23 protein-coding genes are annotated in these 26,447 nt (G+C 55.7%); 5 read left to right on the forward strand and 18 right to left on the reverse strand.

From position 1 onward, the window contains the following. Positions 1-119 precede the first annotated feature (119 nt). Together H6B30_RS09335 and H6B30_RS09340 are read right to left on the reverse strand one after the other, a co-directional pair. Positions 120-290: a hypothetical protein gene (locus tag H6B30_RS09335; RefSeq protein ID WP_205109893.1), complete on the reverse strand. Its 171-nt coding sequence runs from the start codon at positions 288-290 to the stop codon at positions 120-122. Positions 291-639: 349 nt separating this feature from the next. After that, the gene (locus H6B30_RS09340) at positions 640-1,788 is read right to left on the reverse strand and encodes an OmpA family protein (protein ID WP_205109895.1); all 1,149 of its coding nucleotides are present in this window, start codon (positions 1,786-1,788) and stop codon (positions 640-642) included. 201 nt (positions 1,789-1,989) lie between these two features. Between H6B30_RS09340 and cobU the strand changes: the two genes are divergently transcribed. From cobU to cobC, 4 genes are all read left to right on the forward strand, one after another. Beyond that, positions 1,990-2,517: a bifunctional adenosylcobinamide kinase/adenosylcobinamide-phosphate guanylyltransferase gene (gene cobU, locus H6B30_RS09345; RefSeq protein ID WP_205109897.1), complete on the forward strand. Its 528-nt coding sequence runs from the start codon at positions 1,990-1,992 to the stop codon at positions 2,515-2,517. 63 nt (positions 2,518-2,580) lie between these two features. Further along, positions 2,581-3,627, forward strand: a complete 1,047-nt coding sequence (gene cobT, locus H6B30_RS09350; RefSeq protein ID WP_205109900.1) for a nicotinate-nucleotide--dimethylbenzimidazole phosphoribosyltransferase — start codon at positions 2,581-2,583, stop codon at positions 3,625-3,627. Next, positions 3,602-4,399 (forward strand): adenosylcobinamide-GDP ribazoletransferase, encoded by a 798-nt coding sequence (locus tag H6B30_RS09355; RefSeq protein WP_205109902.1) that lies wholly within the window; start codon positions 3,602-3,604, stop codon positions 4,397-4,399. The genes cobT and H6B30_RS09355 overlap by 26 nt, the downstream gene beginning before the upstream one ends. A 23-nt stretch (positions 4,400-4,422) precedes the next feature. Beyond that, positions 4,423-4,953 carry an alpha-ribazole phosphatase gene (cobC, locus tag H6B30_RS09360; protein WP_205109904.1) on the forward strand — a complete coding sequence of 177 codons (531 nt, stop codon included), beginning with the start codon at positions 4,423-4,425 and terminating at the stop codon, positions 4,951-4,953. 636 nt (positions 4,954-5,589) lie between these two features. Here cobC and H6B30_RS09365 read toward each other — a convergent pair. The 9 genes from H6B30_RS09365 to ffh all read right to left on the reverse strand — a co-directional run bounded on the left by H6B30_RS09365 (position 5,590) and on the right by ffh (position 14,090). Continuing rightward, the gene (locus tag H6B30_RS09365; protein WP_205109906.1) at positions 5,590-6,981 is read right to left on the reverse strand and encodes an aldo/keto reductase; all 1,392 of its coding nucleotides are present in this window, start codon (positions 6,979-6,981) and stop codon (positions 5,590-5,592) included. Between the two features lie 12 nt (positions 6,982-6,993). Further along, entirely contained in the window at positions 6,994-7,902 is a 909-nt protein-coding gene (locus H6B30_RS09370; protein WP_205109908.1) for a helix-turn-helix domain-containing protein, read from the reverse strand. Positions 7,903-8,936: 1,034 nt separating this feature from the next. Then, positions 8,937-9,479, reverse strand: coding sequence for a 2-oxoacid:ferredoxin oxidoreductase subunit gamma family protein (locus H6B30_RS09375; RefSeq protein ID WP_205109910.1), 543 nt, complete (start codon positions 9,477-9,479; stop codon positions 8,937-8,939). A gap of 48 nt (positions 9,480-9,527) precedes the next feature. Then, a complete protein-coding gene (locus tag H6B30_RS09380) occupies positions 9,528-10,286 on the reverse strand; it encodes a thiamine pyrophosphate-dependent enzyme (RefSeq protein ID WP_205109912.1) in 759 nt (252 codons plus the stop codon). 12 nt (positions 10,287-10,298) lie between these two features. Then, positions 10,299-11,381, reverse strand: a complete 1,083-nt coding sequence (locus tag H6B30_RS09385) for a 3-methyl-2-oxobutanoate dehydrogenase subunit VorB (RefSeq protein ID WP_205109982.1) — start codon at positions 11,379-11,381, stop codon at positions 10,299-10,301. Between the two features lie 5 nt (positions 11,382-11,386). Next, positions 11,387-11,617: a 4Fe-4S dicluster domain-containing protein gene (locus tag H6B30_RS09390; RefSeq protein WP_205109914.1), complete on the reverse strand. Its 231-nt coding sequence runs from the start codon at positions 11,615-11,617 to the stop codon at positions 11,387-11,389. Between the two features lie 40 nt (positions 11,618-11,657). Next, complete coding sequence (locus H6B30_RS09395) at positions 11,658-11,837, reverse strand: tetratricopeptide repeat protein (protein ID WP_205109916.1); 180 nt, start codon at positions 11,835-11,837, stop codon at positions 11,658-11,660. A 13-nt stretch (positions 11,838-11,850) separates the two neighbouring features. Further along, positions 11,851-12,729, reverse strand: coding sequence for a bifunctional methylenetetrahydrofolate dehydrogenase/methenyltetrahydrofolate cyclohydrolase FolD (gene folD / locus H6B30_RS09400; RefSeq protein ID WP_205109918.1), 879 nt, complete (start codon positions 12,727-12,729; stop codon positions 11,851-11,853). Positions 12,730-12,743: 14 nt separating this feature from the next. After that, positions 12,744-14,090 (reverse strand): signal recognition particle protein, encoded by a 1,347-nt coding sequence (gene ffh / locus H6B30_RS09405; protein ID WP_205109920.1) that lies wholly within the window; start codon positions 14,088-14,090, stop codon positions 12,744-12,746. A gap of 684 nt (positions 14,091-14,774) precedes the next feature. Here ffh and H6B30_RS09410 point away from each other — a divergent pair. After that, on the forward strand, positions 14,775-18,224 hold the full coding sequence (locus tag H6B30_RS09410; protein WP_205109922.1) for a DUF5689 domain-containing protein: 3,450 nt from the start codon (positions 14,775-14,777) through the stop codon (positions 18,222-18,224). 453 nt (positions 18,225-18,677) lie between these two features. On the opposite strand, the gene H6B30_RS09415 is transcribed toward H6B30_RS09410, so the two are convergent. From H6B30_RS09415 to H6B30_RS09445, 7 genes are all read right to left on the reverse strand, one after another. Next, positions 18,678-19,466, reverse strand: a complete 789-nt coding sequence (locus tag H6B30_RS09415; protein WP_205109924.1) for a DnaJ domain-containing protein — start codon at positions 19,464-19,466, stop codon at positions 18,678-18,680. Positions 19,467-19,517: 51 nt separating this feature from the next. Beyond that, positions 19,518-20,309, reverse strand: coding sequence for a prephenate dehydrogenase/arogenate dehydrogenase family protein (locus tag H6B30_RS09420; protein WP_205109926.1), 792 nt, complete (start codon positions 20,307-20,309; stop codon positions 19,518-19,520). Positions 20,310-20,444: 135 nt separating this feature from the next. Further along, the gene (locus tag H6B30_RS09425) at positions 20,445-21,509 is read right to left on the reverse strand and encodes a bifunctional 3-deoxy-7-phosphoheptulonate synthase/chorismate mutase type II (RefSeq protein ID WP_205109928.1); all 1,065 of its coding nucleotides are present in this window, start codon (positions 21,507-21,509) and stop codon (positions 20,445-20,447) included. 97 nt (positions 21,510-21,606) lie between these two features. Beyond that, positions 21,607-22,803, reverse strand: coding sequence for a pyridoxal phosphate-dependent aminotransferase (locus H6B30_RS09430; RefSeq protein ID WP_205109930.1), 1,197 nt, complete (start codon positions 22,801-22,803; stop codon positions 21,607-21,609). Beyond that, entirely contained in the window at positions 22,784-23,626 is an 843-nt protein-coding gene (locus tag H6B30_RS09435) for a prephenate dehydratase (RefSeq protein WP_205109932.1), read from the reverse strand. The genes H6B30_RS09430 and H6B30_RS09435 overlap by 20 nt, the downstream gene beginning before the upstream one ends. A gap of 913 nt (positions 23,627-24,539) precedes the next feature. Next, complete coding sequence (gene aroC / locus H6B30_RS09440; RefSeq protein WP_205109989.1) at positions 24,540-25,616, reverse strand: chorismate synthase; 1,077 nt, start codon at positions 25,614-25,616, stop codon at positions 24,540-24,542. Between the two features lie 154 nt (positions 25,617-25,770). Then, on the reverse strand, positions 25,771-26,397 hold the full coding sequence (locus H6B30_RS09445; protein ID WP_205109991.1) for an FKBP-type peptidyl-prolyl cis-trans isomerase: 627 nt from the start codon (positions 26,395-26,397) through the stop codon (positions 25,771-25,773). Positions 26,398-26,447 lie beyond the last annotated feature (50 nt).

The following is a 26,447-nucleotide window of genomic DNA, read 5'->3' on the forward strand; positions in this document are numbered from 1 at the left end:
CCTGCCAAGCCAAGACACCTCGACAGGCAACCAACACCAAAAGGAACATCCCGCTCACCGAGTCAATTGACCGTGTAAGCGGGATGTTTTAATTCAAAACAGAATGACGACCAACATGGTCATGCGTACCATCCGGAGATGTTGACCATGGACTGATAACGCTCGTCGAAATCCTCGTTGTAGTGATTGTCCAGCTCATAGAACTCTTCATTGTACGATTTTCTTCTTGGCTTCATAGTCTGTTCCTCCATCAGGCCCTCCGTCTCTATCGGACCCTGTTTAGTTAACACTGCAGATGCGAGACCACATCCTCATTGGCAAATATAGTCATTTTATGGTTTAAGACGAGCATCTGATAGCATTATTTCACGCTCATTAATCCTTATTACGATTTATACAGTTCTGCAATGTCCCACCAAACGCAACATGGCAGCAAAGCGATTGGCAGGTGAAACGGCACGCCTGCCTCGACCGAAGAGAGCACCCCGCCCTACACTCCCCACAGCCACTAAGTCCCAAACGCCCAAAACGGGCATGAAAAACCCCGCCGGCCATCAGGCCGACGGGGGCGTATCCCAAAACAAAAATTTACCCTTTTCTTTATTCGGCGGACAAAACTATTTGCCGCTACGGCTCTAACTATTGCTTGCTAATATCCGTAAAAGTAACCACTCTGTTGAAATCTACCTCGTCGAATAGCTCGTCTGTGGCTCCCATGCCCCTTACGCTGATGCGTGAGGCAGCCACGCCGTAACGCTTGACAAGCGCGTCCTTGACAGCATTTGCACGTGCTTCAGAGAGCTTCTGGTTCAGTTCCTTGCTGCCTTCCGGCGAAGCATATCCCTTGATAAGTATCCTTGCGTCCTTGTGGTTCTTCATATATGTAGCCACCATCGACACACTTGCGTATTGTGCGGCATCGATATTGCTCTTTCCCTGGCGGAAAATGACAGTAGGCTGGAGAACGTTCTCGTCTTTCTTCACAACCACCGTAGGCTTCTGCTGCTTGGCTGCTGCGAGCTGAGCCTGCAGGTCTGCTATGGTGTTGCGGTCGTTGGCGATGACGCCTTCCTTCTCTTCATTGGCGGCGCGCAACCTGTTTATCCTGTCGTTCAGACCGTCAATCTCAGCCTGGTCGCGCAATTCTGCAATCTTGAAATTATGTGTCCCGTTGCTGTTGGCAAACTTGTAGTTCACTCCAACGAGCACTCCCAAGGCAGAACGGTCTACATTGAACTGTGTCTTCATGCCGTTATCAAGCGCATAAGTGATGTTCGGCTCAATGTAAACCTGCCAGTCCTTGCGTGCACCGAGGTTGAAGGCGAAGTCCAATCCCAGCTTTGAGGTGAACGCATTGCGCTCGTAAACGTCGGCACTCTCTGTGCTGAAGACGTGGCCCCAGCCCAGTCCATAGACACCGATTACCTCAAACAAGCGCGGCTCGCCGGTGTAACCGCCAAACCAATTGCTGAAGTTTGTGGTTCCCAACAACGACACATTGGTGCCCTTGACAAACGTACCGAGCGGGCGCTGCATGCTCGCTTTATTGTTGAAATAAGCCTCGCCTTCGATTGCAAAACCAAATACCGGCGTAAAATAGCGCCCTATGCGCAAACCGGCCGAAGGGTTGAGGTTCTTGAATATGGCCGTGTGTGTGGTCTTAGCGTTTAGACCTGTGTTGACTCCCAAATACCAATTGTCAAAAAACTTGCTGTCTTCGACTGTCTGAGCAGATGTAGTTTGTGCAGTCAATGCGACTGCAGCAAACATTAATAATAACTTTTTCATACCTATAATTTTTATCTATTAATGCAGGGTATTGTATCCCTTGCCACATGCAATATTAGTTTAAAAAGTCGATTGCGCCAAATGTTTAGGCCCCAAAAAATCCGTTTTAAGACAAATACCACCATTTAGAACTATTTATAAGCTATATCGATGGTTGGCTATTCGGCCCTTTCGGATTTTTATTGTAACTTTGCCTACGCAATGACTAAGATTATAATGATAACCGGAGGGCAGCGTTCCGGCAAGAGCCGATATGCAGAAAGCCTGGCGCTGAGCCTCAGCCCGACGCCCGTTTACATGGCGACGGCGCACATCTGGGACGACGAGTTCCGCCAGAGGGTGGCCAAACACAAGCAGAGGCGCGGCCAGGAATGGACCAACATTGAGGAAGAGAAGCACCTGAGCCGCCACGACCTCAGCGGCAGGGTGGCCGTGGTAGACTGCATCACGCTGTGGTGCACCAACTTCTTTTTCCGCCGCGACAGGGCCGAATGGGAGCAACCGTCGGTCGACGAGGCCCTGGGCGCCCTGAAAGACGAGTTTGACCGGCTCACGCGGCAAGACGCGACGTTTATCTTCGTGACCAACGAGATTGGCTGGGGCGGCGTGAGCGAGAACGCCATACAGCGGCGTTTCACCGACCTGGAGGGCTGGATGAACCAGTATGTCGCGTCGAAAGCCGACGAAGTGGTGCTCATGGTGAGCGGCATACCTGTAAGGATAAAATGAGAGCAAGGCGCGCCAAACAAGTTTGCGCGGCCGGCAAGTCAATGCAAAAAAACATATACAGACATGAGAAAGTTTAACATCGAGAGGCCTGACAGGCGCATTGAAGACTCCATACGCCACAAGATTGACAACCTGAACAAGCCCAAAGGTTCGCTTGGCAGGCTGGAAAGCATTGCCATGCAGATATGCCTGATAGAGCAAACGCTGCACCCCACACTGCACAAACCGCAACACATACTGCTCGGCGCCGACCATGGCATAGAGCGCGAAGGCGTGAGCGTGTCGCCGCGCGAGGTGACATGGCAGCAGATGGTCAACTTCACCAAGGGCGGCGGAGGCGTTAACATGTTTTGCAGGCAGCACGGGTTCAAACTGCACATTGTAGACATGGGCGTCGACCATGACCTCGGAGGATACCCCGCGATAACCGACAGGAAGATTGCCCGCGGCACGGCCGATTTCCTTTACGGCCCGGCCATGAGCTTGGAACAGATGGACAAGGCTGTCGAAACCGGCGACGAACTGGCCGCGATGTGCCTTGACGAGGGCTCCGACATCATCTGCATAGGCGAGATGGGGATAGGCAACACTTCGGCATCGAGCGTATGGATGAGCGAGCTCGGGGGCGTTGCGCTCGACGAATGCATAGGGGCCGGGGCCGGACTCGACAGCCCCGGACTGGCGCACAAGCGCAAAGTGCTGGCCGAGGCCACCGGGCGCTACCACCGATGGAAACCCGACGCCGGCGTGACCGACTGCATTCGATACTTCGGAGGCTTCGAGATGGTTGCCGCCGTGGGGCTCATGCTCGGCGCCGCCGAACGCCGCCTGGTTGTGATGGTCGACGGATTCATAATGTCGGCCTGCGCCCTTGCCGCCACAAAACTGGTTCCGGAAGCCCGCGACTACATGATATTCGGGCACCAGGGCGACGAGAACGGCCATCGCAGGCTGCTGCAGCTGCTGCACGCCGAGCCCCTGCTGCAGCTCGGCATGAGGCTCGGCGAAGGCACAGGGGCGCTCTGCGCTTTCCCGATAATAGACAGTGCGGTTAGAATGATGAACGAAATGAACGACTTTGAACATGCAAATATCACTAAATACTTCTAAATGGTACGACAACCTTTGGGCTGCCTTGATCTTCTTCACGCGCCTGCCGCTGTGGCGAATCCACCAGCCTCCGCGCCAGTGCTACCGCGCCGTGGTTGAGTACTGGCCATTGGTGGGGTGGCTCACCGGCGGCATCACGGCTGCCGTCATATTCTTCGGTCACCATGCAATGCCGTATTCCGTGGCAATATTGCTGGCCGTGGCCATACGGCTGCTGCTTACAGGCGCGCTGCACGAAGACGGGTTGTGTGACTTTTTCGACGGTTTCGGCGGCGGAGGCACCGATCGCAACCGCATACTCGCCATAATGAAAGACTCGCGGACAGGCACTTACGGTGTGGTGGGCCTGGTGGTCTACGAACTGTTGCTTGTGGCCTCGCTCCTCTCATTGCCACCCATGGTGGCGGCGCTCACGGTATTCGCTGCCGACCCTTTTGCCAAGATGGTGGCCGGGCAGGTGATAATGATGATGCCTTACGCACGCACCGAAGAAGAGTCGAAGGCCAAGACCGTATACCGGCGCCCCGGCATCAAGGCCGGAGTGGGCATGGCCCTGCAGGGATTGCTGCCCATGGCGGCATTCATCTACCTAACCAGGGGCTACACCGACTGGCAGTATGTCATATTCATGCCGTGCCTGGTGATGTACGCTCTCTACCTGCTTATATGGCACCGACTGCGCGGATACACCGGCGATTGCTGCGGGGCGATGTTCCTTCTCGTAGAACTGACGGTATACATCACCGTGAGCTGCTGCTACAGCCAATACTGAACAACATAACATAGAACCGACAGATGGAAGTGATACTAATCAGGCACACCCACGTGGGTGTGGAAAAAGGCACGTGCTACGGATGGACCGACGTGCCCGTGGCCGACACTTTTGAAGAAGAGGCCGCCGTGACAAAGGCCAACCTCGCAAGGTTTGAACCGTTCGACCGGGCATACTCGTCGCCGCTGACGCGCGCCACCAAACTGGCGGCTTACTGCGGCCACGCCGACGCCACCACCGACCCGCGCCTAAAGGAAATGAACATGGGCGAATGGGAGATGCAGAAGTTTGACGAGATAAAAGACGAAAACCTGCAAAAATGGTATGATGACTACATGCACTTGGCACCGACCGGGGGCGAAAGCTTTCCTGAACTGTACAGCCGAGTGGCCGACTTCCTCGACGAACTGCGCCGCAAAGACTACAGCAGGGTGGCTGTGTTTGCACACGGCGGGGTGCTGATTTGCGCCGGCATCTACGGCGGACTGTTCCCTGCCGAAGGCTGCTTCGAGCATCTTGTAGACTGCGGCGGCATAGAGCGCATAGAGATTTAGCCAAAGGGCACGGCCGGGTGAAGGCCGGGCTACAGCACTATCGATTTATTTACAAAACGCCATGGCGAGGCAATACAGGCCGTTCGGCATTCCCGAACGGCCTGTATTGTTGGCCAAAACGGCACATATTGCACGCCCAAACGGCACAAATTGCGACAGCAGACTGCTGTAGCGGGCCAACCAACTAAACCTCAACGGATTGCGCAACGTGGCAAACTCAGAGACAAATCATTACAAAACAATCGTCCGTGGCGGCTGCCGCGCATGGCTTTTCTATGGTCAAGAGCCTTGCAAATGGGCAGGATACGCCTCCGACCAGCAGCAGACAGGCTTGCAGGCGTCATAGGCCGGCTGCACTACGATGGTCCGCGAAAAGCATTTACGCCACATTCCAGACGCGGAAAAGGCCGCAATATGCGGCATAGTTGGGCAGACCAAAGCCGTCAAACGGCGGGGCATTGCCCTGTCGGATTGGGGCTGTGAAGAGGCACCACCATAATTTTCCAACACGAAAGACCAACTGAAGACATCGACGAAACATGTAGACCTACTGCTGTCCACGGCCGCCAAGCCTGACAATGGCCCGACCGCCCACGGCTGAGACTGTGCATCCGGCCGACTAACCAACGCCACACCTCATGGCTCATCCCGCCGCAGCCTCTCTACAAACCTGTCGACAGACTGCATCTGCGACGGTATGTCGATGCCCTGCGGGCATTTAGAGGCACACCGGCCGCAGCCGATGCAATGGGCGGCCTGGCGTAGGCGGGGCACACTGCGGTCGTAGCCAATGAGGAAAGCGCGGCGTGCCTGCCCATATCCGTCGTGCCGGCTGCTCTCGGGCAGCATCCCGTTGTTGACGCATTTGTTGTAATGCAGGAATATAGCCGGTATGTCTATGCCGTAAGGACAGGGCATGCAATACTTGCAATCGGTGCATGGTATGTAACGGTTTCCGGCCATCCGCACCGCAACATCCTCTAAAAAGCCCTGCTCTTCTACCGATAGCGGCTCGAGAGGCGAACAGGTAGACAGATTGTCTTTTAGGTGTTCCATGTATGTCATGCCGCTCAATACGGTCAGGACGCCCGGCAGCGAACCTGCAAAGCGCATTGCCCACGAAGCGGCGGTGTGCCCGGGGCGCTTTTGTTTCATGTCGGCCAGCACGTTCTGGTCTACATTTGCCAGCCTGCCCCCGAGCAAAGGTTCCATCACAAAGACCGGTATGTTGCGCCGGGCCAGCTCGCCATACAAATACTCAGCGTTGGCGTTGTCGCCCAAAGCAGCCTGCCAGTCGGAGTTGTATGCCGCCGCATGCCGCCAGTCTACATAGTTTAGCTGTATCTGAACAAAGTCCCAATGAATGGTGTCGTGCATGTCCAACACCCGTTTGAACACGTCGATATCGCCGTGAAACGACCACCCGAGATGTCGGATGCGCCCATGCTCGCGCTCTGCCAGCAGAAAGTCGAGCATGCCGTTGGCCACAAAGCGCCGTTCGAACATGTCCATGCCCCCGCCACCAATGGCGTGCAAAAGGTAATGGTCGATGTAGTCAACCTGCAGGTCGGCAAGAGAACGGCGGTACATTGCCGTCATGTTCTCTGGCGAAAGGTCGTCAGAGGCAGACATCTTGGTGGCCACGAGATAGCTGTCGCGCGGATGGCGCTTCAACGCAATGCCCGTTACCCGCTCCGACCACCCCTGGCAATAGATGGGAGCCGTGTCGAAATAGTTGACGCCATGCCCCATGGCATAGTCCACAAGGCGGTTTACAGTGTCTTGGTCTATGGGGCAACCGTCGGCCGAAGGCTCGGCAGCGGGCGGCCACCTCATGCATCCATATCCCAAAACTGATACAGCCCGTCCGGTCTTTGGGTCTGTCCGGCAAGTCATAGGGCCGTGGCCAGGCCTGTCGCCATCACCCTTCCGCACACACGAGGGGGCTCCTGCCAATACCCCCGCCAACCCCAGCTGCTTCAGGAACGTGCGACGTGAAATGCGCCCATTTGTCTCGATGTTTGTCATAGCCGTATGTTTTCATGTAAGTTTCCTGTATTCCGAAGGCGTTATACCGGTCTTCCTCTTGAACAGCCGGTTGAAGTGCTGCGGGTATTCAAAGCCCAACCTATATGCCACCTCGCTCACCGACAACTGCGTGTTGGCCAGCAACACCTTGGCGCAATCAACCAAATAAGCATGAATGTGCTGCTTGGTGTTCATCCCCGTCTGGCTTCTCAACAGGTCGCTGAGGTAATGGGGCGACATGTTGAGTTCGCTGGCGACGGCGCTGACGGACAGGAACTCGCCACGACGCTCGTCGAGATGCTGCCGAAACATGCGCTGCACACGCACCAGTATGTCGGGTTCGGCGTTGCTGCGCATACGGAACTGGCGGTCGTAGAAACGCTCGGCATAGCAGAACAGCACGTCGAGCTGCGCAACTATGATGTCCTGCGTGTGCCGGTCTACGCCTTGCAGGTATTCGCCTTCAATGCCATCCATGATGCCTTCCACCGTTTTCCGCTCACTGTCAGAGATGTGCAACGCCTCGTCCACTTCGTAAGAGAAATACCTCAAGCGAAGTATCTTTTCACCCAACGGATATTTCCGCACGAAGTCGGGATGGAATGCCAGCAGCCACCCCCACCTGCCGGAGTTGGCGGTATGTTCGTCCCAACAGTGCATCTGGCCCGGGGCAAAGAAGTTGATTGCCCCACTGGAAAAGTCGTAGCTGCGCCACCCGTAACGTGCATTGCAGGTTGTGCCGTCCTTTATCGCTACAGAATAAAGGTTCAACCGTACAGGTTTGCCTACCGGGACGTAATCCCTGACATCCGACAGTCGGCATGTGCAGAACAGGGGATGCCGCGCCTGAGGGCAACCAAACAGGTCGGCATATTCTCCGACGGTGTTTACCGTAATTATATCGTCGCTTTTTGCTTGCATGATGTTTCACGTTTTAAAACATGGCGGCAGCAACGCCCACACTATACGGGCGTGAAACTGTAAGCCTGTGCAAATGTAATTCAATTTCGGCTGCAGCCCATTAACCAAAAAAGAAAAAATGTTATACGAATCGGAACACTGCATTTATGATTGCGAACGCATACGCATTCAGGCCAAGTCGAACCCAGCCTGCGCAGCAAGAATGTGGCGTGGCTGGCCCACCCCGCCACTTTCCGCAACGCAGGCTATGCCGTTGAACCGGATCACATACAGTGTGGCATCCTATCGGAAACGCTTTGCGGTGAGGGGGAAAATAAGCTTCGGGAAACAATACAAAACGACATGGTTGCGAAACACTGGCCGTTTGGCAACGCAAAACTGGCCGTTTGGCAATGCAAGACAGGCCATACTGCATTGCGAAACAGCCCATTCGGCACCATCGACGGCATGGTGCCGGCAAGCCACTATGGCTCAGCCGGTTGCGCCACAAGGCCGATAAGGAAACAACATTTACAGAAACATCCGCCATCACCGTGGCATGGAGGTTGCGGGGCGGCACCTATACAACGGCTGCTACGCCAAGAATAATGCCCGCCGCCCGGACGTTAAACGCCCGAACGGCTTGGCGGAGACGGCCGACGGGGGTGGGATGGCATGGGCTGGCTGCCGCACCAACGGCAATGGCAAGACGGGGAAAACCAGGCAAACACACCATACCACAATAAGCCCACAGACCGCTGGGTGGCTGTCTGAATATTTATATCAAGCCATTCAAATGCTCAATGCCTGCACGCGGCATCTTCCCTGCCGGTTCATCTCGACGCAAGCCGCCACACCAAAGCCAAATACTGCAACCAATTCGCACGCCTATCGGGTGTGACCACGGTGGGCGCAAACCACCGTATTGGGAAAAAAATACGGCCGCAAGCGCTTCAATGAGCACTTGCGGCCGCGGTATTGTGCATTAAATCAATGCCGGCAAGCAACCATGCAACAGTCTGTGCAGGCTGCATGACAGCCATATTGAGTCATCGTCACATCTGCTTTATAATCTTGCCACCCTCTTCGAGAGCCTGCATGTTAAGCGGAATGAGACCGTGGTGACGCTCGGGCAGAGTCTTCTTCAGGGCCTTCTCTATGCCATCGTTGCTGATGATGGGGCACACCTTTAGGAATCCGCCCAACACAATCATGTTGAATATCTTGGCATTCTTCATCTCGGCAGCCTTGTCCATGGCGTCAATCCTGTACACGGTGATGTCTTTCCGCGTCGGCGGATTGATGATGCCATAACCGTCGTATATCAGTATTCCACCGGGCTTCAGCTTCGGTTCAAACTTCTCGAGCGACGGTTGGTTGAGCACAATGGCAACATCGTAAGTGCTCAATATAGGCGATGAAATCTTGTCGTCGCTCACAATGACCGTCACATTGGCTGTGCCACCGCGCTGCTCCGGACCGTATGCCGGCATCCACGTAACCTCCTTGTCCTCCATCAGGCCCGAATAAGCAAGGATTTTACCCATCGACAGCACGCCCTGTCCGCCAAAGCCCGATATTATAATCTCTTTCTTCATAATAAGTCTGCTTTAAAAAACATTGATAATAGTTAGGAGCAAACACCATCAGATAGTATCCTTGAGGTCGCCTTTCTGGTAGAACGGGAACATGTTCTCTTCCATCCACTTGTTGGCCTGCACCGGGGTGAGCTTCCAACCGCTGTTACATGTAGCGACAATTTCAACAAGGCAGCTTCCCTTTCCTTCCATCGAGGCCTGGAAAGCCTTGCGTATCGCTTTTTTCGCCTTGCGTATTGAAGCCACCGTATCCACGCTCTGGCGGGTCACATAGCATGTCCCTTCCATCATCGCAGCCATCTCGGTGATTTTCAACGGATAGCCATGCAGCGACGCCTCACGCCCGTATGGGCAGGTACTGGTCTTCTGGCCGAGCAGCGTCGTGGGCGCCATCTGGCCTCCGGTCATGCCGTATATGGCATTGTTTATGAATATTATGGTGATGTTCTCGCCACGGTTCAGCGCGTGCACCGTCTCGGCTGTGCCTATGCAGGCAAGGTCGCCGTCGCCCTGGTATGTAAACACCAGACGGTCGGGCCACAGCCTCTTGATGCCTGTCGCTACGGCTGGAGCACGCCCGTGGGCAGCCTCCTGCCAGTCAATGTCAATGTAGCGATAGGCAAACACAGCACACCCCACAGGGCTGACGCCAATGGCCTTGTCGCTCATGCCCATCTCTTCTATCACTTCAGCCACCAGCTTGTGAACCACACCGTGGCTGCATCCCGGGCAATAATGCATCGGGACATCGTTCATCAACGTCGGTTTCTTATAGACAAGATTGTCAGGCGAAATTATATTTTCCATCTTATAGCCTCCTTACATAAGTTTTGTCTTCAGTGCATTCACTATCTCATCCGGATCGGGCACAATGCCGCCCAAGCGTCCGAAATGCTCAACGGGCTCTTTGCCGTTTATGGCCAGGCGCACGTCCTCTACCATCTGGCCGGCATTTATCTCGGCCACGAGCACGCCCTTCTTGCCCCTTGCCACGGCATCTACCTGCTCTGACGGGAAAGGCCACAGCGTTATCGGGCGGAAAAGACCAACCTTTATGCCCTCTTCGCGGGCAATCTCGATGGCCTTCTGGGCTATGCGGGCCGCGCTGCCGAACGCCACGATGATGTAGTCTGCGTCATCGCACTGCTGTGTCTCATAGCGAACTTCTGTCCGGCGTATCTCATCATACTTCTTCTGCAGGTGGATGTTGTGGGCCTCCATTGCTTCGGGCTGCAGCTCCAAAGACGTTATTATGTTAGGCTTCCTGCCACCTATGCAGCCAAACGTGGCCCATGGGCACTCCTTCATTATTTCCTCTTCCGTGCGGCGAGGCTTGAACGGAGGCAGCACAACCTTCTCCATCATCTGCCCAATGACGCCGTCGCTCAGTATCATTGCCGGTATACGGTACTTGAAAGCAAGCTCAAAGGCAAGGTCAACGAAGTCGGCCATCTCCTGAACAGAGTTTGGTGCAAGCACTATCACGTAGTAATCACCGTTGCCACCGCCACGTGTGGCCTGGAAATAGTCGCTCTGCGACGGCTGGATGGTGCCGAGGCCGGGGCCTCCGCGCTGTACGTTGACTATGACGCCGGGAAGCTCAGCACCTGCCATGTAGGCAATGCCCTCCTGCATCAGGGCCACACCTGGGCTTGACGACGACGTCATGGCCCGCTTGCCGGCACCGGCGGCGCCGTATAACATGTTGATTGACGCCACCTCGCTCTCTGCCTGCAGCACCACCATGCCGGTGGTCTCCCAGGGTTTTTCGAGAGCCAATGTCTCGATGACCTCACTCTGCGGTGTGATAGGATAGCCGAAATATCCGTCAACTCCACAACGAATAGCGGCACGGGCTATCGCCTCGTTGCCTTTCATCAGTGTCACTTCTCTGTCTGCCATAGCTTTCATTCCTCCATTTTTTTCCTGTAAACAGTGATGCATCCGTCAGGACATACTATGGCGCATGACGCGCATCCTATACAAGCATCGCCTTTCACTACCTCCACAAATGGGTATCCGTGGACGTTAACTCTCTTTCCTCGCGCAATGACATCCTGCGGACAGGATTCCACACAGAGCCCGCATCCCTTGCATCTGTCTGTGTTTACTACAATAGCGCCTCTGATTTTACCCATAAAGTATTCTCCTTTCTTTAATCTGGTTTAAGCTATCTGACTAAGGATTATAGGCATCCTTATTGTAAAAGTTCAATATGTCGTCGAGCATTCTCTTTGCTTCGGCGGCCGGACTTTCGGGATCCTGCTCCACGGCGGCCACGTAATTGTTGATGGCCAGTTGCCAGTTACCCTCCTGCCGGTAGCGATTGCCGAGCTTGTAATATTCTTCTGCGGTCATGTTTAGGTTCTCCTTATTTATAGTATTCTTTCTTTCCTGCGGCCAATGTGTTCTTCATGAGCGAGCAAATCGTCATCGGCCCCACCCCACCGGGCACCGGAGTGATGAACGAGCACTTAGGCGCCACCTCGCTGAACTTGACGTCGCCATTGAGGCGGAAGCCGCTCTTGCGTGTCGGGTCGGGCACACGTGTGGTGCCAACGTCAATGACTACGGCGCCGTCCTTCACCATGTCGGCCGTGACGAAGTCTGGGCGGCCTATTGCGGCTATTATAATGTCGGCCTCGCGGCACTCATCCTTCAGGTTGGCCGAATGGCTGTGGCACACCGTCACGGTTGCGTCGCCATACTGCTTCTGCATCATAAGCTGCGCCATAGGCTTGCCAACGATGTTGCTCCGCCCCAGAATGACGCACTTCTTGCCGCTGGTCTCAATGTCATAACGGCGCAAGAGTGTCAATATTCCGAGCGGTGTGGCAGAGATGAAACACGGCAACCCGATGGCCATGCGCCCCACGTTGATTGGATGGAAGCCATCGACGTCCTTGCGATAGTCGATTGCTTCTATAATCTTCTGCTCGTCGATGTGCTTCGGCAGGGGCAATTGCACTATGAAGCCGTCAACGTCCGGGTCGGCATTGAGCCCTGCCACACACTCCAGCAGCTCCGCTTCCGTCACGCTGTCCTCAAAGCGTATGAGCGACGACTTGAACCCGCAAGCCTCGCAAGCTATGACCTTGTTCTTGACATAAGTCTCCGAACCGCCGTCGTGCCCCACGAGTACGGCCGCGAGATGCGGGCGCTTTCCGCCGTTGGCGACGATGCGGGCGACCTCTTCTGCTATCTCTTCCTTAATCTTGGCTGCAGTAGCCTTTCCGTCAATTAGTTGCATATCGTTTTGGGTTATCATAGTTTTCCTTTCATCTGACGCATGGCGTTGGCCATCTGCATCATCTTGCTGTTAGACGTGCCGGTGACGAGCTTCATCATCGTGCGCATCTGGTCGAACTGCTTCATGAGCCTGTTGACGTCCTGCAATGTAGTGCCCGACCCCTTGGCTATGCGCATCCTGCGGCTTTGGTTGATGATTTTCGGGTTTGAGCGCTCCTTTGGCGTCATGCTGTTGATTATGGCCTCGATGCTCTTGAGCACACTGTCGTCGATGTCGATGTCCTTTATCTTCGAGCCGAGGCCGGGTATCATGGCAGCCAAGTCCTTAAGGTTGCCCATCTTCTTTATTTGCTGTATCTGGTTGAGGAAGTCGCTGAAGTCAAACTGGTTCTTGCGTATCTTCTTCTCGAGTTCCTTGGCCTGCTTCTCGTCGAACTGCTCCTGGGCACGCTCAACAAGGCTCACGATGTCGCCCATGCCAAGTATGCGGTCGGCCATTCGGTCGGGATGGAACACATCAATGGCCTCCATCTTCTCGCCGGTACCCACAAACTTGATTGGCTTCGTCACCACGGTGCGTATCGACAGTGCAGCTCCGCCCCTGGTGTCGCCGTCGAGCTTGGTGAGCACCACGCCGTCGAAGTCGAGCCTGTCGTTGAATTCCTTGGCTGTGTTCACCGCATCCTGTCCGGTCATCGCGTCCACCACGAAGAGCGTCTCGTCGGGGTTTACGGCCTGCTTGAGCGCAGCTATCTCGTCCATCATCTGCTCATCGATGGCCAGACGGCCCGCGGTGTCGATGATTACCACGTCGTTGCCCTTGGCCCGCGCCTCGCGGATGGCATTGTTGGCAATGGCCACCACATCCTTGTTTCCGGGCTCCGAATACACCGGCACGCCCACTGTCTGCCCAACGACACCCAGCTGTTCGATGGCTGCCGGACGGTAAACGTCGCATGCCACGAGCAATGGGTTCTTGCGGTTCTTTGCCTTCAGCATGTTGGCCAGCTTGCCGCTGAAAGTTGTCTTGCCCGAGCCCTGCAGTCCGGACATGAGTATTATTGCCGGTTTGCCATCGAGGTGCAAGTCAGAGGCCTTGCCTCCCATGAGCTCGGCCAGTTCGTCGTGGACTATCTTAACCATGAGCTGGCCAGGCTTCACGACCGTCAGCACGTTCATGCCGAGAGCCTTCTGCTTGACGGTGTCGGTAAATGTCTTTGCAACCTTATAGTTTACGTCAGCATCGAGCAGTGCGCGGCGAACATCCTTCAGTGTCTCCGCCACGTTGATTTCGGTTATCTTCCCTTCGCCCTTCAGTATCTTGAATGAGCGTTCAAGTCTGTCGCTTAAGTTCTCAAACATATTATGATTATGTATAATCTGTTGTCTTAATGCATTATGCCCTGCAATTATCGCGCAAACGGCTGCAATGTCTGGATGTCAGTGCACGCCGAACGCAACCTATCTTATGCAAAGATAATCTATATTATCAAGAAAAGCAAATTTGGAAAAGATGTTTTAAAGTATTTTAAAACGCCGGGGAGCCAAATTGCGCACAAACATTTGAGGTGTGCAACACGGCGGAGCCGACCCGCAAGCCGATTGCCCGGGTGGGAGCGGCGGGCGGGGCGGCGGCGCTGTCTCGCACGGCAAAGGCGGCCACGGGTGAGCGGCAACATAACAGCTTGGCTGTCAACGCATTATAAAACGGCCTGTTTCATGTTGTAAAACAGGCCATTTTGCATGGCGAAACGACCTGTTTTGCGATGCTAAACGACTGATATTGACAGACAAAGACAAAGCCGGCCCGCCCCAACGGCGCCGTGGTGGCACAGGCATTGACGGCCTGCAAAATCTACGTGCGCCAACAACGGCCGTGGCGGCACAGTCAACACGAAACGCAGGCACAATTGTATAAAACATGAGAAAATGATTCATTTTATACTCAAAATATTTGTTTTCATATCATAAAATCACTATATTTGCAAACGAGACTTCATGGTGAGAGGTCTTCTTCTTACTTATCTTTCATTTTAAAACTAGTTTATGAGAAAACTAAACAAAACGTTAGCTTATGCCACACTGCTGCTGACCATGCTGTTTGCAGTGCCCGCCGACGTCGGTGCACAGCTATCGTGGCAAGACAATTTCAACTACCCGGTGGGGGCACTATACGGCCAAGGCCCATGGGTAAAGTATGGAACCAACCCCGACTCGCCGATACAAGTTGTAGACAAGACGCTCGACTACGCCGGTTACCCGGGCGGGGTGAAGGGCAAGAGCATTGAGCTCGGGCCGGAGAAAACGGCAGAAGACCTCGTGGCACGCTTCGACCCGAACGACGACGGCGTCAAGGAGGGCAACCTGTACTACTCGGCGCTCATCAACGTGTCGAAGGAACCAACCGGCCCGATTTACGTCATGTCGCTCGTGGTACGCACGAAAAGCTCTCCCGTGGCCGACGGAAAGACCGGCACCGAGCTCGGAAGGCTCTACATAGACAAGGCCGACGAAGAAGGCAAATACCGCCTCGGAGTGGAGCGTGGAGCCGCCGACCCGACATTTGCCGGGCAAACTTTCAGCACAGGGCAGACTTACCTAATTGTGGTAAAGTATGAGATTGGAGCTGCAGGCGAGCGGCAAGACGGTGTGTCGCTGTTTGTCAACCCGGCCAGCTACACCGAAGAGCCGGCCCAGGCCGACGCCGCCATCGACCCGAACAAGTCGGGCTCGGGCGTGTCCAATTACGGACTGCAGGGCATTGAGCTCCGCCAGGGAACGTCGTCGAAAGGCACAGCGCCCACGCTTCTGGTCGGTGCATTGCGCGTGGCCGACACTTACGCCGGCCTGTTCACCGGCAACGACGAGCCCGACGACGACGCTCCGTCAATAACACTGAGCGAGAGCGCGCTCAACTTCAGCTATGTCTACAGCGGCGACCCGCAGACAGCTGTAGTCAACGTAAGGGGCGACAAGCTGCAGGGCGACATAACCATCGCCGTAACGGGCGACGAACTGAAGCCGTCTGTCACCACTGTAACAGCCGCAGAGGCCCAGACCGAGCAGGGAAAGGACGTGACGTTCACGCTGACGCCGGTGACAGAGAACGGCAAGGCCACCATAACCTTCAGCACACCGGGCCGTGATGCCGTAGAGATGGAAGCCACATGGATTACCATGCCCGTAAAGCCAATAGCCACACTGAGTGAGTTTGCCGCCGAAAACCCCGACGACTACCTCACCTACCGCTACACCGGCGAGGCCGTGGTTACCTTCGTCAACAAGGGCAACGGCATGCCGGAGTATTACCTCCAGGACGCAACGGGAGGCATGCTCGTAAGAGACGACTACCAGTATCTGCAGGCTACATACAAAGAGGGCGACAAGCTCACCGGGTTCATCGGCAACATCACGTCGGTGTTCGGCGCCATGTCGTTCATCCCCACATCATCCACGCTGGGCCAGGTTGTGTCCGAAGGCAACACGGCTGATCCCACAACAGTCACCTTGGCTGCGCTCAAAGCCAGCCCGAAGGATTACGTCAACAGGCTTGTGAGGGTGGAGAACGCCACCATAACCGGCGTGGACGAAGGCGCAACCTTTGAAGAAGGAATGGCGCAACCTACCGTTACCGACGCTACCGGCGAAGGCAAGATACGCATATTCGACGGCACTTCGCTAATAGGCACGCCCGTGCCTACAGGCACTGTCAACATAACGGGCCTGTCAACGTCGACCGGTGCCGTGCTCATAGCGCCGCGAAGCGCAGCCGACATAGCACCCGCCGTGGTTGCCGAGCCCTCGCTCACGGTGTCGCCCAACAAGTTTGACATGGCGGCCGGCTTCATCGGAAAGTCCACTGTGGTTGGCACTGTACACATCAGCGCCGTCAACATGCCGGCACCTACCACCCTTGAGGTAACCGGCACCGACCGCAAGCTGTTCAGCCTGTCTGAAACAACGATACCGGCAGGCACGAGCGAGACCGACGTAGTGGTTTCCTACAACCCCGTTGCCATAGGCAAGCACAGCGCAAGGCTGCTCATCGACTGTCCGCAGATGCCCGACGTTTACCAGGCCATCAGCCTTTCGGCCTATGCCACCGACGAGCAGAACCCGCCAAGGGTCACTGTCGAGCCGGCCGAGGTGCCACAGTTTGAAGCCAAGGTTGGCGAAAGGCAAGAACAGACTATAGCGGTCACCACTGCCTACCTGCCCGACTATGCATACCTCAAGATGAAAGACGCTGGCTCGTTCATACTCGGCACGTCGATGCTAATGAAAGACGGAAAGGCCGAAGTGAAGGTTACTTTCGCCCCGAAAGCCGTCGGCGACTATGAGAACGAGATTGTGATATACAGCCTCGCCATAGACACCGTGCGCGTGAAGCTCAAGGGCAAGGCCGTAGAAAGCACCGAGCCCGAACCCGGCAAAGAGGGCGACGACCTGCCGCTCGACGCTTCCAACCCCGTAAAACTGCTCAATGAGCAATTCGACGGAGTGACCAAGAACAAGCCGCTGTCTATCAGCGGATGGAAGAACCTGGCCATGAAGGGCAAGCGTGCATGGTGGGGCTATGAGTTCCCGGCAGAGGATGAGTGGGCCGGAGAGCGCGCCGCAAAGGTCACTGCTTACGACAGCAACGTGCTCGAAGGCAACGAGGAAGACTGCGAGATGATGCTTGTCACACCGCCGCTCGACTTCACCAACTCTGCAACCAAGATGTTCACGTTCAGGGTCAGGGGCGACTATCTGAGAGACAACCAGACAGACCAGCTCGAGCTATGCTACATCGACCTTGCCGATGGTGACATGTATGTGGGTCCGGTAGACGGGTTCAACATGCCTTACCTGGCCGACCAAAGCGGCGAGTGGCAAGAGTTCCACATCGACCTGACCGGGCAGAACATAGCCGACGAGTTCTTCATGGCCTTCCGCTTCAAGAGCACGCGCGGGCGTAACAACTCTGCCACCTATTACATAGACGACGTTAGCTATGGCCGAACCGACCTCGGCACCATCAGGACTTCGATGCAAAACCTGGCCTTTGTGGCCGTACAAGGCGAAGACGCCGTGTCCGACGCTGTGGAAGTGACGGCAACCAACCTCGTGGAGCCTATCAAGCTGACTGTTGGAGGCCCCAACAAGAGCAAGTTCAAGGTGTCTACGGCCACCCTGCCTGCAACGGGCGGCTCGTTCACAGTGTCGTTCAACTCTAAAGACGTAGGCGTGCATGAGGCTTATGTCAAGCTGGCTTCTCGCGGCGCAGCAGACATATATGTGCCCTTAACGGTCAACAACACCATTGCAGACGGCATTGGAAGCATAGGCACAGAGCCGGGAGACATCGAGATTTTCGACATCAACGGACGCCTGGTACGCAGCAAGGCCAACGTGACACCGGCCGAAGCTGCCAACGGACTGCCGGCAGGCATATACGTAATCAAGCGCACTGCCCTGACTGGCATCACCGTCAACAAGGTGAAGATTGACTAAAACATACGCTTGCTGCCTTCGGTCGTGAAGATTGAAGGCCACAGGCCAAACAACGCTCCCGGTGTGACAGCATGGTCACACCGGGAGTTTTTGTTTTCACACGGCCCTGATCCATCCGGCAAGCCCACACTAACCGCAACAGCATGACGGCCGCTTTGGCGTTAACATTATTATGTAAAAGGCAACAGCAATGCCGGCCTTGCATAACCTTCTGGCATCCAATGGGTTGCAACATCGGCCGTTCCCGGTTGCCAAACGTGCCGTTTCAGACTGTGAAACGACCCGTCTTGCAGCGCAAAACGAGCCAAACGGCGATGCAGAACGACACATGCAGCAAACCGGCGGCGGCCACAGCACTTTTTAGTCAGCTATATTCAAGTATATGCAAAATGCATTCTCCCATTGCAAAACAACATCCCCCATGGGCACGGGGCAACAAAAAAGACCCGGGGTTTACATCCCCCGGGCCTTGTATATGCGCTCTTTGGCTTCATTGATTTCCTGGAATTTCTTTTCAGCGGCTCTCCTGATGTCTTCGCCCAAGGCCGCCACGCGATCGGGATGATGCTCAAGGGCCAGCTTGCGATAGGCCTTGCGCACCTCGTCGTCGGTGGCTGTGGGCGGCACCCCGAGCACCTTGTAGGCAGCCTCAAGGCTGTCGCCGCCGAGGTTGAGCATGGAGTCGACATCCGAAGAGGCCATACGCAGCCACGCGGCACACTCCCTGATGGCCTCTACCTCCTCGCCCACCACAGTGCCGTCGGCCTTTGCCAGCAGCACGAGCAGGTTCAGAAGCTGGAGCCTCTGGGCGTAGTCCATGTTGGCAGACATCTGAGCACAGCAGTCGGCCACGGTGTTGCGGAAAGCCACGTTGCCCACCCGCTTATGCTCTTCAAACAGTTTTCCGAGTATCTCCTCGCCCTGCCTGAGCGCCCCTTCGCCGAAGTTGCTGCGCAAGAAGCGCCTCACAAACTCCATCTCCGAATGCATCACGCGCCCGTCGGCCTTGATTACATAAGACACGAGCACCAACATGGCAAACAGGAAACTGTTGCGCTGGCCCTCGTAAACACGCCCGCTGCCATAAGGTGAGCCGCCCGTGGCACCGCCTCCCGTATCGGGCGTGTTTACGGAATCCATGCCGTAATCAAACATTGCCCCTATCACCAGGCCCGCCAATGCTCCGAGCGGGCCGCCAGCCATCCATCCAAGGAAGCTGCCAATCCATTTACCTGCTGCCATATATGTTCTTTTTCATCTTACAATACAAAATCCATGCCAACGGCATTGCGGTCAATTCAGGTCTAAATCCTTTTTCACATTATTACGAATCTTTGTGAGATAGGCCTTCATCGCCTTGGCATCCTTGTGCTCGATGATGCCCAGCAGCTCGCGCATCTCATCCATTATCCGCTCCACCTGGCAACCGGTGTATGGGTTGAACAGTATTTCCTGCAACAGATAGTCATCCTCGCCGAGCACGCCTTTGGCTATCTTCATGTGGCGCTTGAACGTCGTTCCCGGCGCGTCCTGGTGCTTCATGACGGCAGCAAAGACGAATGTGCTCACAAATGGTATGCTCAGCGAATAGGCAACGGTACGGTCGTGCTCATCGAAAGTGTATTCATAGACACTCAGGTCGAACCTCCTGTACAGGTCTTTGAAGAAAATGCGGCCCATGTAGTCGCCCTCGCTGATCACGATGGCGTTCTCTTCGCTCAGCTGCTGCAGGTTGGCAAAGGTGGGACCGAACATCGGGTGAGTTGAGACATAGGGGTGGCCACACTGCTGGTAAAACTCCTTCAGCCCGGTCTTCACCGAGGCTATGTCGCTCACGATGCAGTCGTCGGGCAGATACGGCATCACTTCCTTGAAGGCAGAAATGGTGTATTTCACCGTCACGGCATTTATCAAGAGCTCCGGGCGAAACTCCTTTATCTCGTCCAACGACGTAAACCTGCGGCAGTTGTAAGTAAACCGCATCCTAACCGGGTCTTTTTCATACACCGCCATCTCGTGGTCGAAGCTCAGCAAATCAAGGAAAAAGCTCCCCATCTTGCCGGCTCCCATAACCAGAATCCTCATATTACTTATATATTAATGATTGATGCAACGCCACAATACAGCCCCGGCATGGCCCGGGCGCGCACCGGCGCGATAACAGCCACGCCACGGTGCACCATCGGAACACACCAACCGGAGCCCCTGCATGGGCGCTGCCTACTTGTTAATTATCTCCATCTGCTGCCTTACCGACTCGCCATGGATAAGCTCAAACACATTTGTTGCAAACTCGGGGCTCATGCCGCACAGCGAGCCCTGTGCCCCGCGCTTGTCAAGAATCTCGCTATAGCGTGCCGACTGAAGCACCGTCATGTTGTGCTCTTTCTTATACTGGCCTATCTCGCGGCACACACGCATGCGCTTGGCAAGCAGTTCCATGAGCTGGTTGTCTATCTCGTCGATCTGCTTACGCAGCACAGCGATGCCCTCTGTCGTGTTTGTCTCGCTGCGAACGACAAGCAAGCTGAGTATGTAGTCGAGCACATCGGGCGTCACCTGCTGCTTGGCGTCGCTCCAAGCCTTGTCGGGATCGCAGTGGCTTTCGATGAGAAGGCCGTCGAAACCGAGGTCGAGAGCCTGCTGGCACAGCGGCGCTATCAACTCGCGGCGGCCGCCTATATGGCTCGGGTCGCATATCATGGGTAGCTCGGGTATGCGCCGGTGCAGTTCGATTGGAATCTGCCACATGGGCAGGTTGCGGTATATCTTCTTGTCATAGCTCGAAAATCCGCGGTGAACAGCGGCCATCCGCTTTATCCCGGCTTGGTTGATGCGCTCCATCGCGCCTATCCACAGCTCCAGGTCGGGGTTTACCGGGTTCTTCACAAAGACGGGGATGTCTACGCCCTTGAGCGCGTCGGCCATGGCCTGCATGGCAAACGGGTTGGCCGAAGTGCGCGCCCCGACCCACAGAATGTCTATCCCGTACTTCAAGGCAAGCTCGATATGCTCCGGCGTAGCCACTTCGGTGGCCACGAGCATGCCCGTCTCCTGCTTTACGCGCACGAGCCACGGCAGGGCCTTCTCGCCGTTGCCTTCAAACCCTCCGGGCTTTGTGCGGGGCTTCCACACCCCCGCCCGAAACATGCGGCATCCCTTCATGGCCAGCAGCCTGGCCGTTTCCATCACTTGTTCTTCTGTCTCAGCCGAACACGGGCCGGCAATGACGAAGGGCCGCTCGGTGTCGCTGGGGAGTCTCAACGGTTCTAATTCAAGTTCCATAGTCGTTATTTCATTTTATTGTTTGTTTTATCCTTTTCGGCACTGCCACCCGGGCCATGCCGCATCCATGCGCCCATCGCCCTGTTACGGTGCCGGCTCAGCGTGGCCGCCCGGCCACCATCTGCTCTATTCTGCACAGCGCTTCCTGCAGCTTCTCGTCTTTGGCGCAAAGCGATATGCGTATGTACCGCCTTCCGTTTGAGCCGAATATGAAGCCTGGCGTGATGAACACACGCGCCTCATGCAGCACCATCTCGGTTAGCTCCTCGGCATCCTGGTACACATCGGGTATGCGCCCCCACAGGAACATGCCCACCTGCGAACTGTCGAACGTGCACCCCAGCGCCGCCATTATCTTCTCGGCATACACACGGCGGCGCCTGTAAGTCTCGACGTTAGCCTGCCTGTGCCACTCGGCATCGTTGGCGTAAGCCTCGGCGGCGGCCAGCTGGATGCCCCTGAACGTTCCGCTGTCGATGTTGCTCTTCACCTTCAGGATCCAGCTTATGAACGTTGCGTTCGACGAGCACTGCCCCACGCGCCACCCGGGCATGTTGTGGCTCTTCGACATAGAGTTGAACTCGATGCAGCATTCCTTTGCCCCCGGCACCTGCAGAAGCGACATGGGGTGGTCGTTGAGTATGAAGGAATACGGGTTGTCGTTGACCACGACTATCGAATGCTCGCGAGCGAACCTCACGAGCCGCTCGTATGTCTGCATGCGGGCGTTGCCCCCGGTGGGCATGTTGGGATAGTTTGTCCACATGAGCCTTACCCGGCTGAGATCCATGCGCTCCAGACTGTCGAAGTCGGGCTGCCACCCGTCGGCCTCGTTGAGGTCGTAATTCACCACCTTCGCCCCGAGAATCTTGCTCAGCGAGGTGTAAGTGGGATAGCCGGGGTTGGGCACAAGCACCTCGTCGCCGGGGTTGACGAAGGCCAGGGTAACGTGGAGTATGCCCTCCTTGCTGCCTATCAGCGGCAGTATTTCGGTCTCGGGGTCGAGCTCCACGCCATACCAGCGGCGGTAGAAGCCCGCCATGGCCCGCCGGAGCTCGGGCGTACCCATCGTGGGCTGGTAGCCGTGGGCGCCCGGCTGGCGCGCCACCTCGCACAGCTTGGCCACCGTCTGCTCCGACGGAGGCATGTCGGGGCTGCCTATCGCGAGGCTTATTATGTCTTTCCCCTCGGCGTTGAGGCGCGCCACCTCTTTCAACTTGCGGCTGAAATAATATTCGCTTACGTGCCCGAGCCGCTCGGCCGGCTGTATGCCTTTATGCTGATTGCTTTCCATCTTGATACTCTCCCAATATTTTTAGTTCCCTTGTCAACGGCGTTATCGCATCGATGCTCTGCCTGTATCGCGTCAGGTTGTCATACGTGACATCCACGTAGAACAGATACTCCCATTCGTGCCCGATGATGGGAAGCGACTGAATCTTGGTCAGGTTTATCTTGTAGAACGACAAGATGCTAAGCACCTGCGACAGCGAACCTTCCTCGTGGGGCAGCGCAAAGACAAGGCTGGCCTTGTTGGCCTTCTCGAGCGGGCGCAGGAAATCGGCCTTGCCGGGATTGCACGACACGAGGAAGCGCGTGAAGTTGTGCTTGTTGTCCTCGATATGGTCTTCCAACACCTTCATGCCATATATGTGGGCAGCCGACGAACTGCATATAGCGGCACACCCGCGACGTGCTGCCACGGCGATGTCCTTGGCCGCGCCGGCCGTGTCTTCACACTCAACCACCTTCAGGTCGGCATGGCCCGACAGGAACTGGCGGCACTGCATGAGGGCCACCGGGTGCGAGTGGACCTCGCTTATCGTCTCCCACGAGTCGTCTGGCAGGCAACAGATGCAGTGCGAAATGTGCAGCTTGTGCTCGCCAACCACCGTTAGCCCTGATTCGCGCAACAGCTCGTAGTTGTGCAGCAGGCTGCCGGCGATGGTGTTTTCTATTGCCGTCATGCCAATCATCGTGGGGTCTTTGGCCAAGTTATCAAACACTTCTTCGAACGTTGCGCAGCAAACAAGCTGCAGTTGTTCGCCGTTGAAGTACTGATGAGCCGCTATGTCGTGGAACGACCCTACGAATCCTTGTATTGCTACTCTCTTCATTTTGTGTCTATGATGTTTTGTTTCATTACGTATCTTACGAGAAATCCCGCCTCATCGTCGATGGAGCGGGATTCTGACTGTAAACCTTCATTGGTTTTATCTTGCCATAAGTTGAAATTTACACGCAACTTCCCGCTTCACAATTCCTTGCAAAGTAAAAATAAAAAAAGTAGTAAAAAGTTGCGTTCAACTTACTCATGACTATTCGTTTGTAGTTTATCTGCCTGCAAAAGTATAACATTTTTGCGAACTATACAAATAAATCGAAAGTTTTTTATTGTCGACTTCACATTTTATCAGACGCCATGCCAAAGGCTGCCTTCACCGCCGGGGCATGCTGCAACAACAGTGGCAGGTAATGGGGCTGCCACTTGCTGCCTACGCACTTTTGTAATAAAGCATTACCGCCATTGCCCTGCCGCCCAACCACCTGAGCGCCAGCGGCTTGCAATCCGGGCCGTATCGAGGTGCCGAACGGCCCGTTTCACAATGCAATACGGGCCTTTTGGCAATACGGAACGGCCTGTTTCGCAACGGTGTTCAATGCAGCTGCCTCAGCCAAACGGCATATGTAAAACAATGTTACGGTAAACTTTCAGGGCCGGCAACGCGCCCGGAGGCATGGGACGGGGCTGCCGCCATGCCGCAGAAGACGCCACACAAAAAATGAGGGCAGCCCTTCCGACCGCCCTCAACCAACACAAAAACTAAACTAGACTTAACTAATGTCGTATCTGGATTTTCCCAAATCCATGATATTACGTATGCAAAGATACGAACGTTTTGCGAAATTAGCAAGCATTTTGCTATGTTTTTTGAATCAAAATTCGGTGTACGCCCACAACGGCAAGCGCCCCTGCACAAATGGCTACGGCCCATTCCTCACGGGCCTGAGGCCCACCTCAAGCCGAGGCTACAGCCTCACTGTCTTGGCAATGAGGTAATAGTCGAGCAGCGTCATGGCCGCCATGGCCTCGACCACGGGCACCGCACGCGGCACAACACACGAGTCGTGGCGCCCGCGGGCCGTGAACCGCGTAGGCTCGCCGCCCATGTCTACGGTCTGCTGCTCCATCAGCACCGTGGCCACAGGCTTGAACGCCACCCTGAAGTAAATGTCCTCGCCATTGCTTATGCCGCCCTGTATGCCGCCGCTGTGATTGGTTGCCGTGGCAATGCGCCCGCCGCGGTTGACAAACACGTCGTTCTGCTGCGAGCCTCTCGCCGTAACACCGGCAAAACCTTCGCCATATTCAAAGCCTTTCACGGCATTGATGCTAAGCATGGCCGCCCCAAGCGCAGCGTGGAGCTTGCCAAACTCGGGTTCGCCCAGGCCCGGCGGACAGCCTTTGATGACGCAGGTGACAACGCCGCCGATGGTGTCGCCGACGGCCTTCACCTTCCTTATGAGCTGCTCCATCTGCGCGGCCACCTCGCTGTCGGGGCAGCGCACGGGATTGGTCTCGGCGGCGGCAATGTCGTAACGGCGGTAGTCGGGGTCTGTGCAGATGTCGCCCACCTGCGACGTATAGGCAGCAATGCTCACTCCCACCTGCCGCAGCGCCAGCTTAGCCAGGGCTCCGCCCACGCAGCGGCTTATGGTTATGCGGGCCGACGAACGCCCCCCGCCACGATGGTCACGCAGCCCATACTTATTATAATATGTGTAATCGGCATGCGACGGCCTAAACAGGCATCGCAAGTTCTCATAGTCTTGCGAGTGGTGATTGGTGTTCCTGACCACGAAACCGATGGGGGCGCCGGTCGACTTGCCCTCAAACACCCCGCTGAGCAGCTCGACTTGGTCTGGCTCTTTGCGGCTCGTTGTCAGGGCGCTCTGCCCCGGGCGGCGGCGCTCAAGCTCATGCTGGATAAACTCTTTGTCTATCTCTATGCCGGCAGGCATGCCGTCTATCACACCGCCCACGGCCTCGCCATGGCTTTCGCCGAATGATGTCAGCGTGAAAACATTGCCAAAAGTATTGCGCATCATAGTAATGTTTAAAAGTGAAATGTAAGATACTGAGGGCAGCCGGGGGTGGATGCTGGCCGTCACTCACGGCAAGAGGGCCTGCCTAAAGGCCGGCCTCGCCATGCAGTGGCCGCCGACGGCCACCCCCGTCACATTCGTACAAGCCCTTGGCTCATGAGTGGCAGTGGCCTCCGCAGCAACCGCCATTGTCGCCATGATGGTGATGGCCGTGCTCGCCGCAACCGTCGCCACAGCCGTCTCCGCAGTCTCCGCCACAGCTGCCGCAGCCACAACCGCATCCCTCACCGCTCAGGCGGTTGATCATGGCCTGTATCTCGTCGTTGGTTGCCTCGCGGCTTTCGAGCACACGGCCCTTGAACTGCAGCGTCTGACCGGCCAGCGGGTGGTTCAGGTCCATCTTCACCTTGTCGTCGCTGATGTCGAGCACGCGCCCGAAAAAGCGGTTGCCGTCGGCATTCTGCAGCGGAACTACTGCATCCTTGAATATATGCTCGTGGTCAAAATGGCCGTTGATGCAAAACATCTCGCGGTCCAAGTCGAGCACGTGGGCCTCTTCGTAGTCGCCGTATGCCTCGTCCTTGGTCAGTTCAAAGTCAAACTCGGCTCCTTGTTCCAGCCCGGCTATCTCTTTCTCAAAGGCATCGAGTGTTACCCCGAAACCGCTGATAAACTGGAAGGGGCGCTCTTCGGTTGCCTCTTCCACCAAATTGCTCTCTCCGTTTTCTGCCGTGTAAAGCTTGTAAGCAACGGCAATGTACTTGTTCTGTGGTTTGTCCATTATCTTGATATGTGGTTTGATACTGCTTGCAAAGTTACTCATTTTATTTC

Source organism: Marseilla massiliensis, assembly GCF_016899955.1.
Lineage (GTDB): Bacteria > Bacteroidota > Bacteroidia > Bacteroidales > Bacteroidaceae > Prevotella > Prevotella intestinigallinarum.

What these genes read in the sequence shown, in the direction of transcription:
- H6B30_RS09375 (WP_205109910.1), bottom strand. Translation starts at nt 9,479, where the DNA reads ATGAAGAAAGAGATTATAATATCGGGCTTTGGCGGACAGGGCGTGCTG.
- aroC (WP_205109989.1), bottom strand. Translation starts at nt 25,616, where the DNA reads ATGCGCAATACTTTTGGCAATGTTTTCACGCTGACATCATTCGGCGAA.
- H6B30_RS09425 (WP_205109928.1), bottom strand. Translation starts at nt 21,509, where the DNA reads ATGGAACTTGAATTAGAACCGTTGAGACTCCCCAGCGACACCGAGCGG.
- H6B30_RS09340 (WP_205109895.1), bottom strand. Translation starts at nt 1,788, where the DNA reads ATGAAAAAGTTATTATTAATGTTTGCTGCAGTCGCATTGACTGCACAA.
- cobU (WP_205109897.1), top strand. Translation starts at nt 1,990, where the DNA reads ATGACTAAGATTATAATGATAACCGGAGGGCAGCGTTCCGGCAAGAGC.
- H6B30_RS09395 (WP_205109916.1), bottom strand. Translation starts at nt 11,837, where the DNA reads ATGACCGCAGAAGAATATTACAAGCTCGGCAATCGCTACCGGCAGGAG.
- H6B30_RS09355 (WP_205109902.1), top strand. Translation starts at nt 3,602, where the DNA reads ATGCAAATATCACTAAATACTTCTAAATGGTACGACAACCTTTGGGCT.
- H6B30_RS09435 (WP_205109932.1), bottom strand. Translation starts at nt 23,626, where the DNA reads ATGAAGAGAGTAGCAATACAAGGATTCGTAGGGTCGTTCCACGACATA.
- H6B30_RS09415 (WP_205109924.1), bottom strand. Translation starts at nt 19,466, where the DNA reads ATGGCAGCAGGTAAATGGATTGGCAGCTTCCTTGGATGGATGGCTGGC.
- H6B30_RS09410 (WP_205109922.1), top strand. Translation starts at nt 14,775, where the DNA reads ATGAGAAAACTAAACAAAACGTTAGCTTATGCCACACTGCTGCTGACC.
- H6B30_RS09420 (WP_205109926.1), bottom strand. Translation starts at nt 20,309, where the DNA reads ATGAGGATTCTGGTTATGGGAGCCGGCAAGATGGGGAGCTTTTTCCTT.
- H6B30_RS09390 (WP_205109914.1), bottom strand. Translation starts at nt 11,617, where the DNA reads ATGGGTAAAATCAGAGGCGCTATTGTAGTAAACACAGACAGATGCAAG.
- H6B30_RS09380 (WP_205109912.1), bottom strand. Translation starts at nt 10,286, where the DNA reads ATGGAAAATATAATTTCGCCTGACAATCTTGTCTATAAGAAACCGACG.
- H6B30_RS09430 (WP_205109930.1), bottom strand. Translation starts at nt 22,803, where the DNA reads ATGGAAAGCAATCAGCATAAAGGCATACAGCCGGCCGAGCGGCTCGGG.
- cobC (WP_205109904.1), top strand. Translation starts at nt 4,423, where the DNA reads ATGGAAGTGATACTAATCAGGCACACCCACGTGGGTGTGGAAAAAGGC.
- ffh (WP_205109920.1), bottom strand. Translation starts at nt 14,090, where the DNA reads ATGTTTGAGAACTTAAGCGACAGACTTGAACGCTCATTCAAGATACTG.
- H6B30_RS09370 (WP_205109908.1), bottom strand. Translation starts at nt 7,902, where the DNA reads ATGCAAGCAAAAAGCGACGATATAATTACGGTAAACACCGTCGGAGAA.
- H6B30_RS09445 (WP_205109991.1), bottom strand. Translation starts at nt 26,397, where the DNA reads ATGGACAAACCACAGAACAAGTACATTGCCGTTGCTTACAAGCTTTAC.
- H6B30_RS09385 (WP_205109982.1), bottom strand. Translation starts at nt 11,381, where the DNA reads ATGGCAGACAGAGAAGTGACACTGATGAAAGGCAACGAGGCGATAGCC.
- H6B30_RS09365 (WP_205109906.1), bottom strand. Translation starts at nt 6,981, where the DNA reads ATGACAAACATCGAGACAAATGGGCGCATTTCACGTCGCACGTTCCTG.
- cobT (WP_205109900.1), top strand. Translation starts at nt 2,581, where the DNA reads ATGAGAAAGTTTAACATCGAGAGGCCTGACAGGCGCATTGAAGACTCC.
- folD (WP_205109918.1), bottom strand. Translation starts at nt 12,729, where the DNA reads ATGCAACTAATTGACGGAAAGGCTACTGCAGCCAAGATTAAGGAAGAG.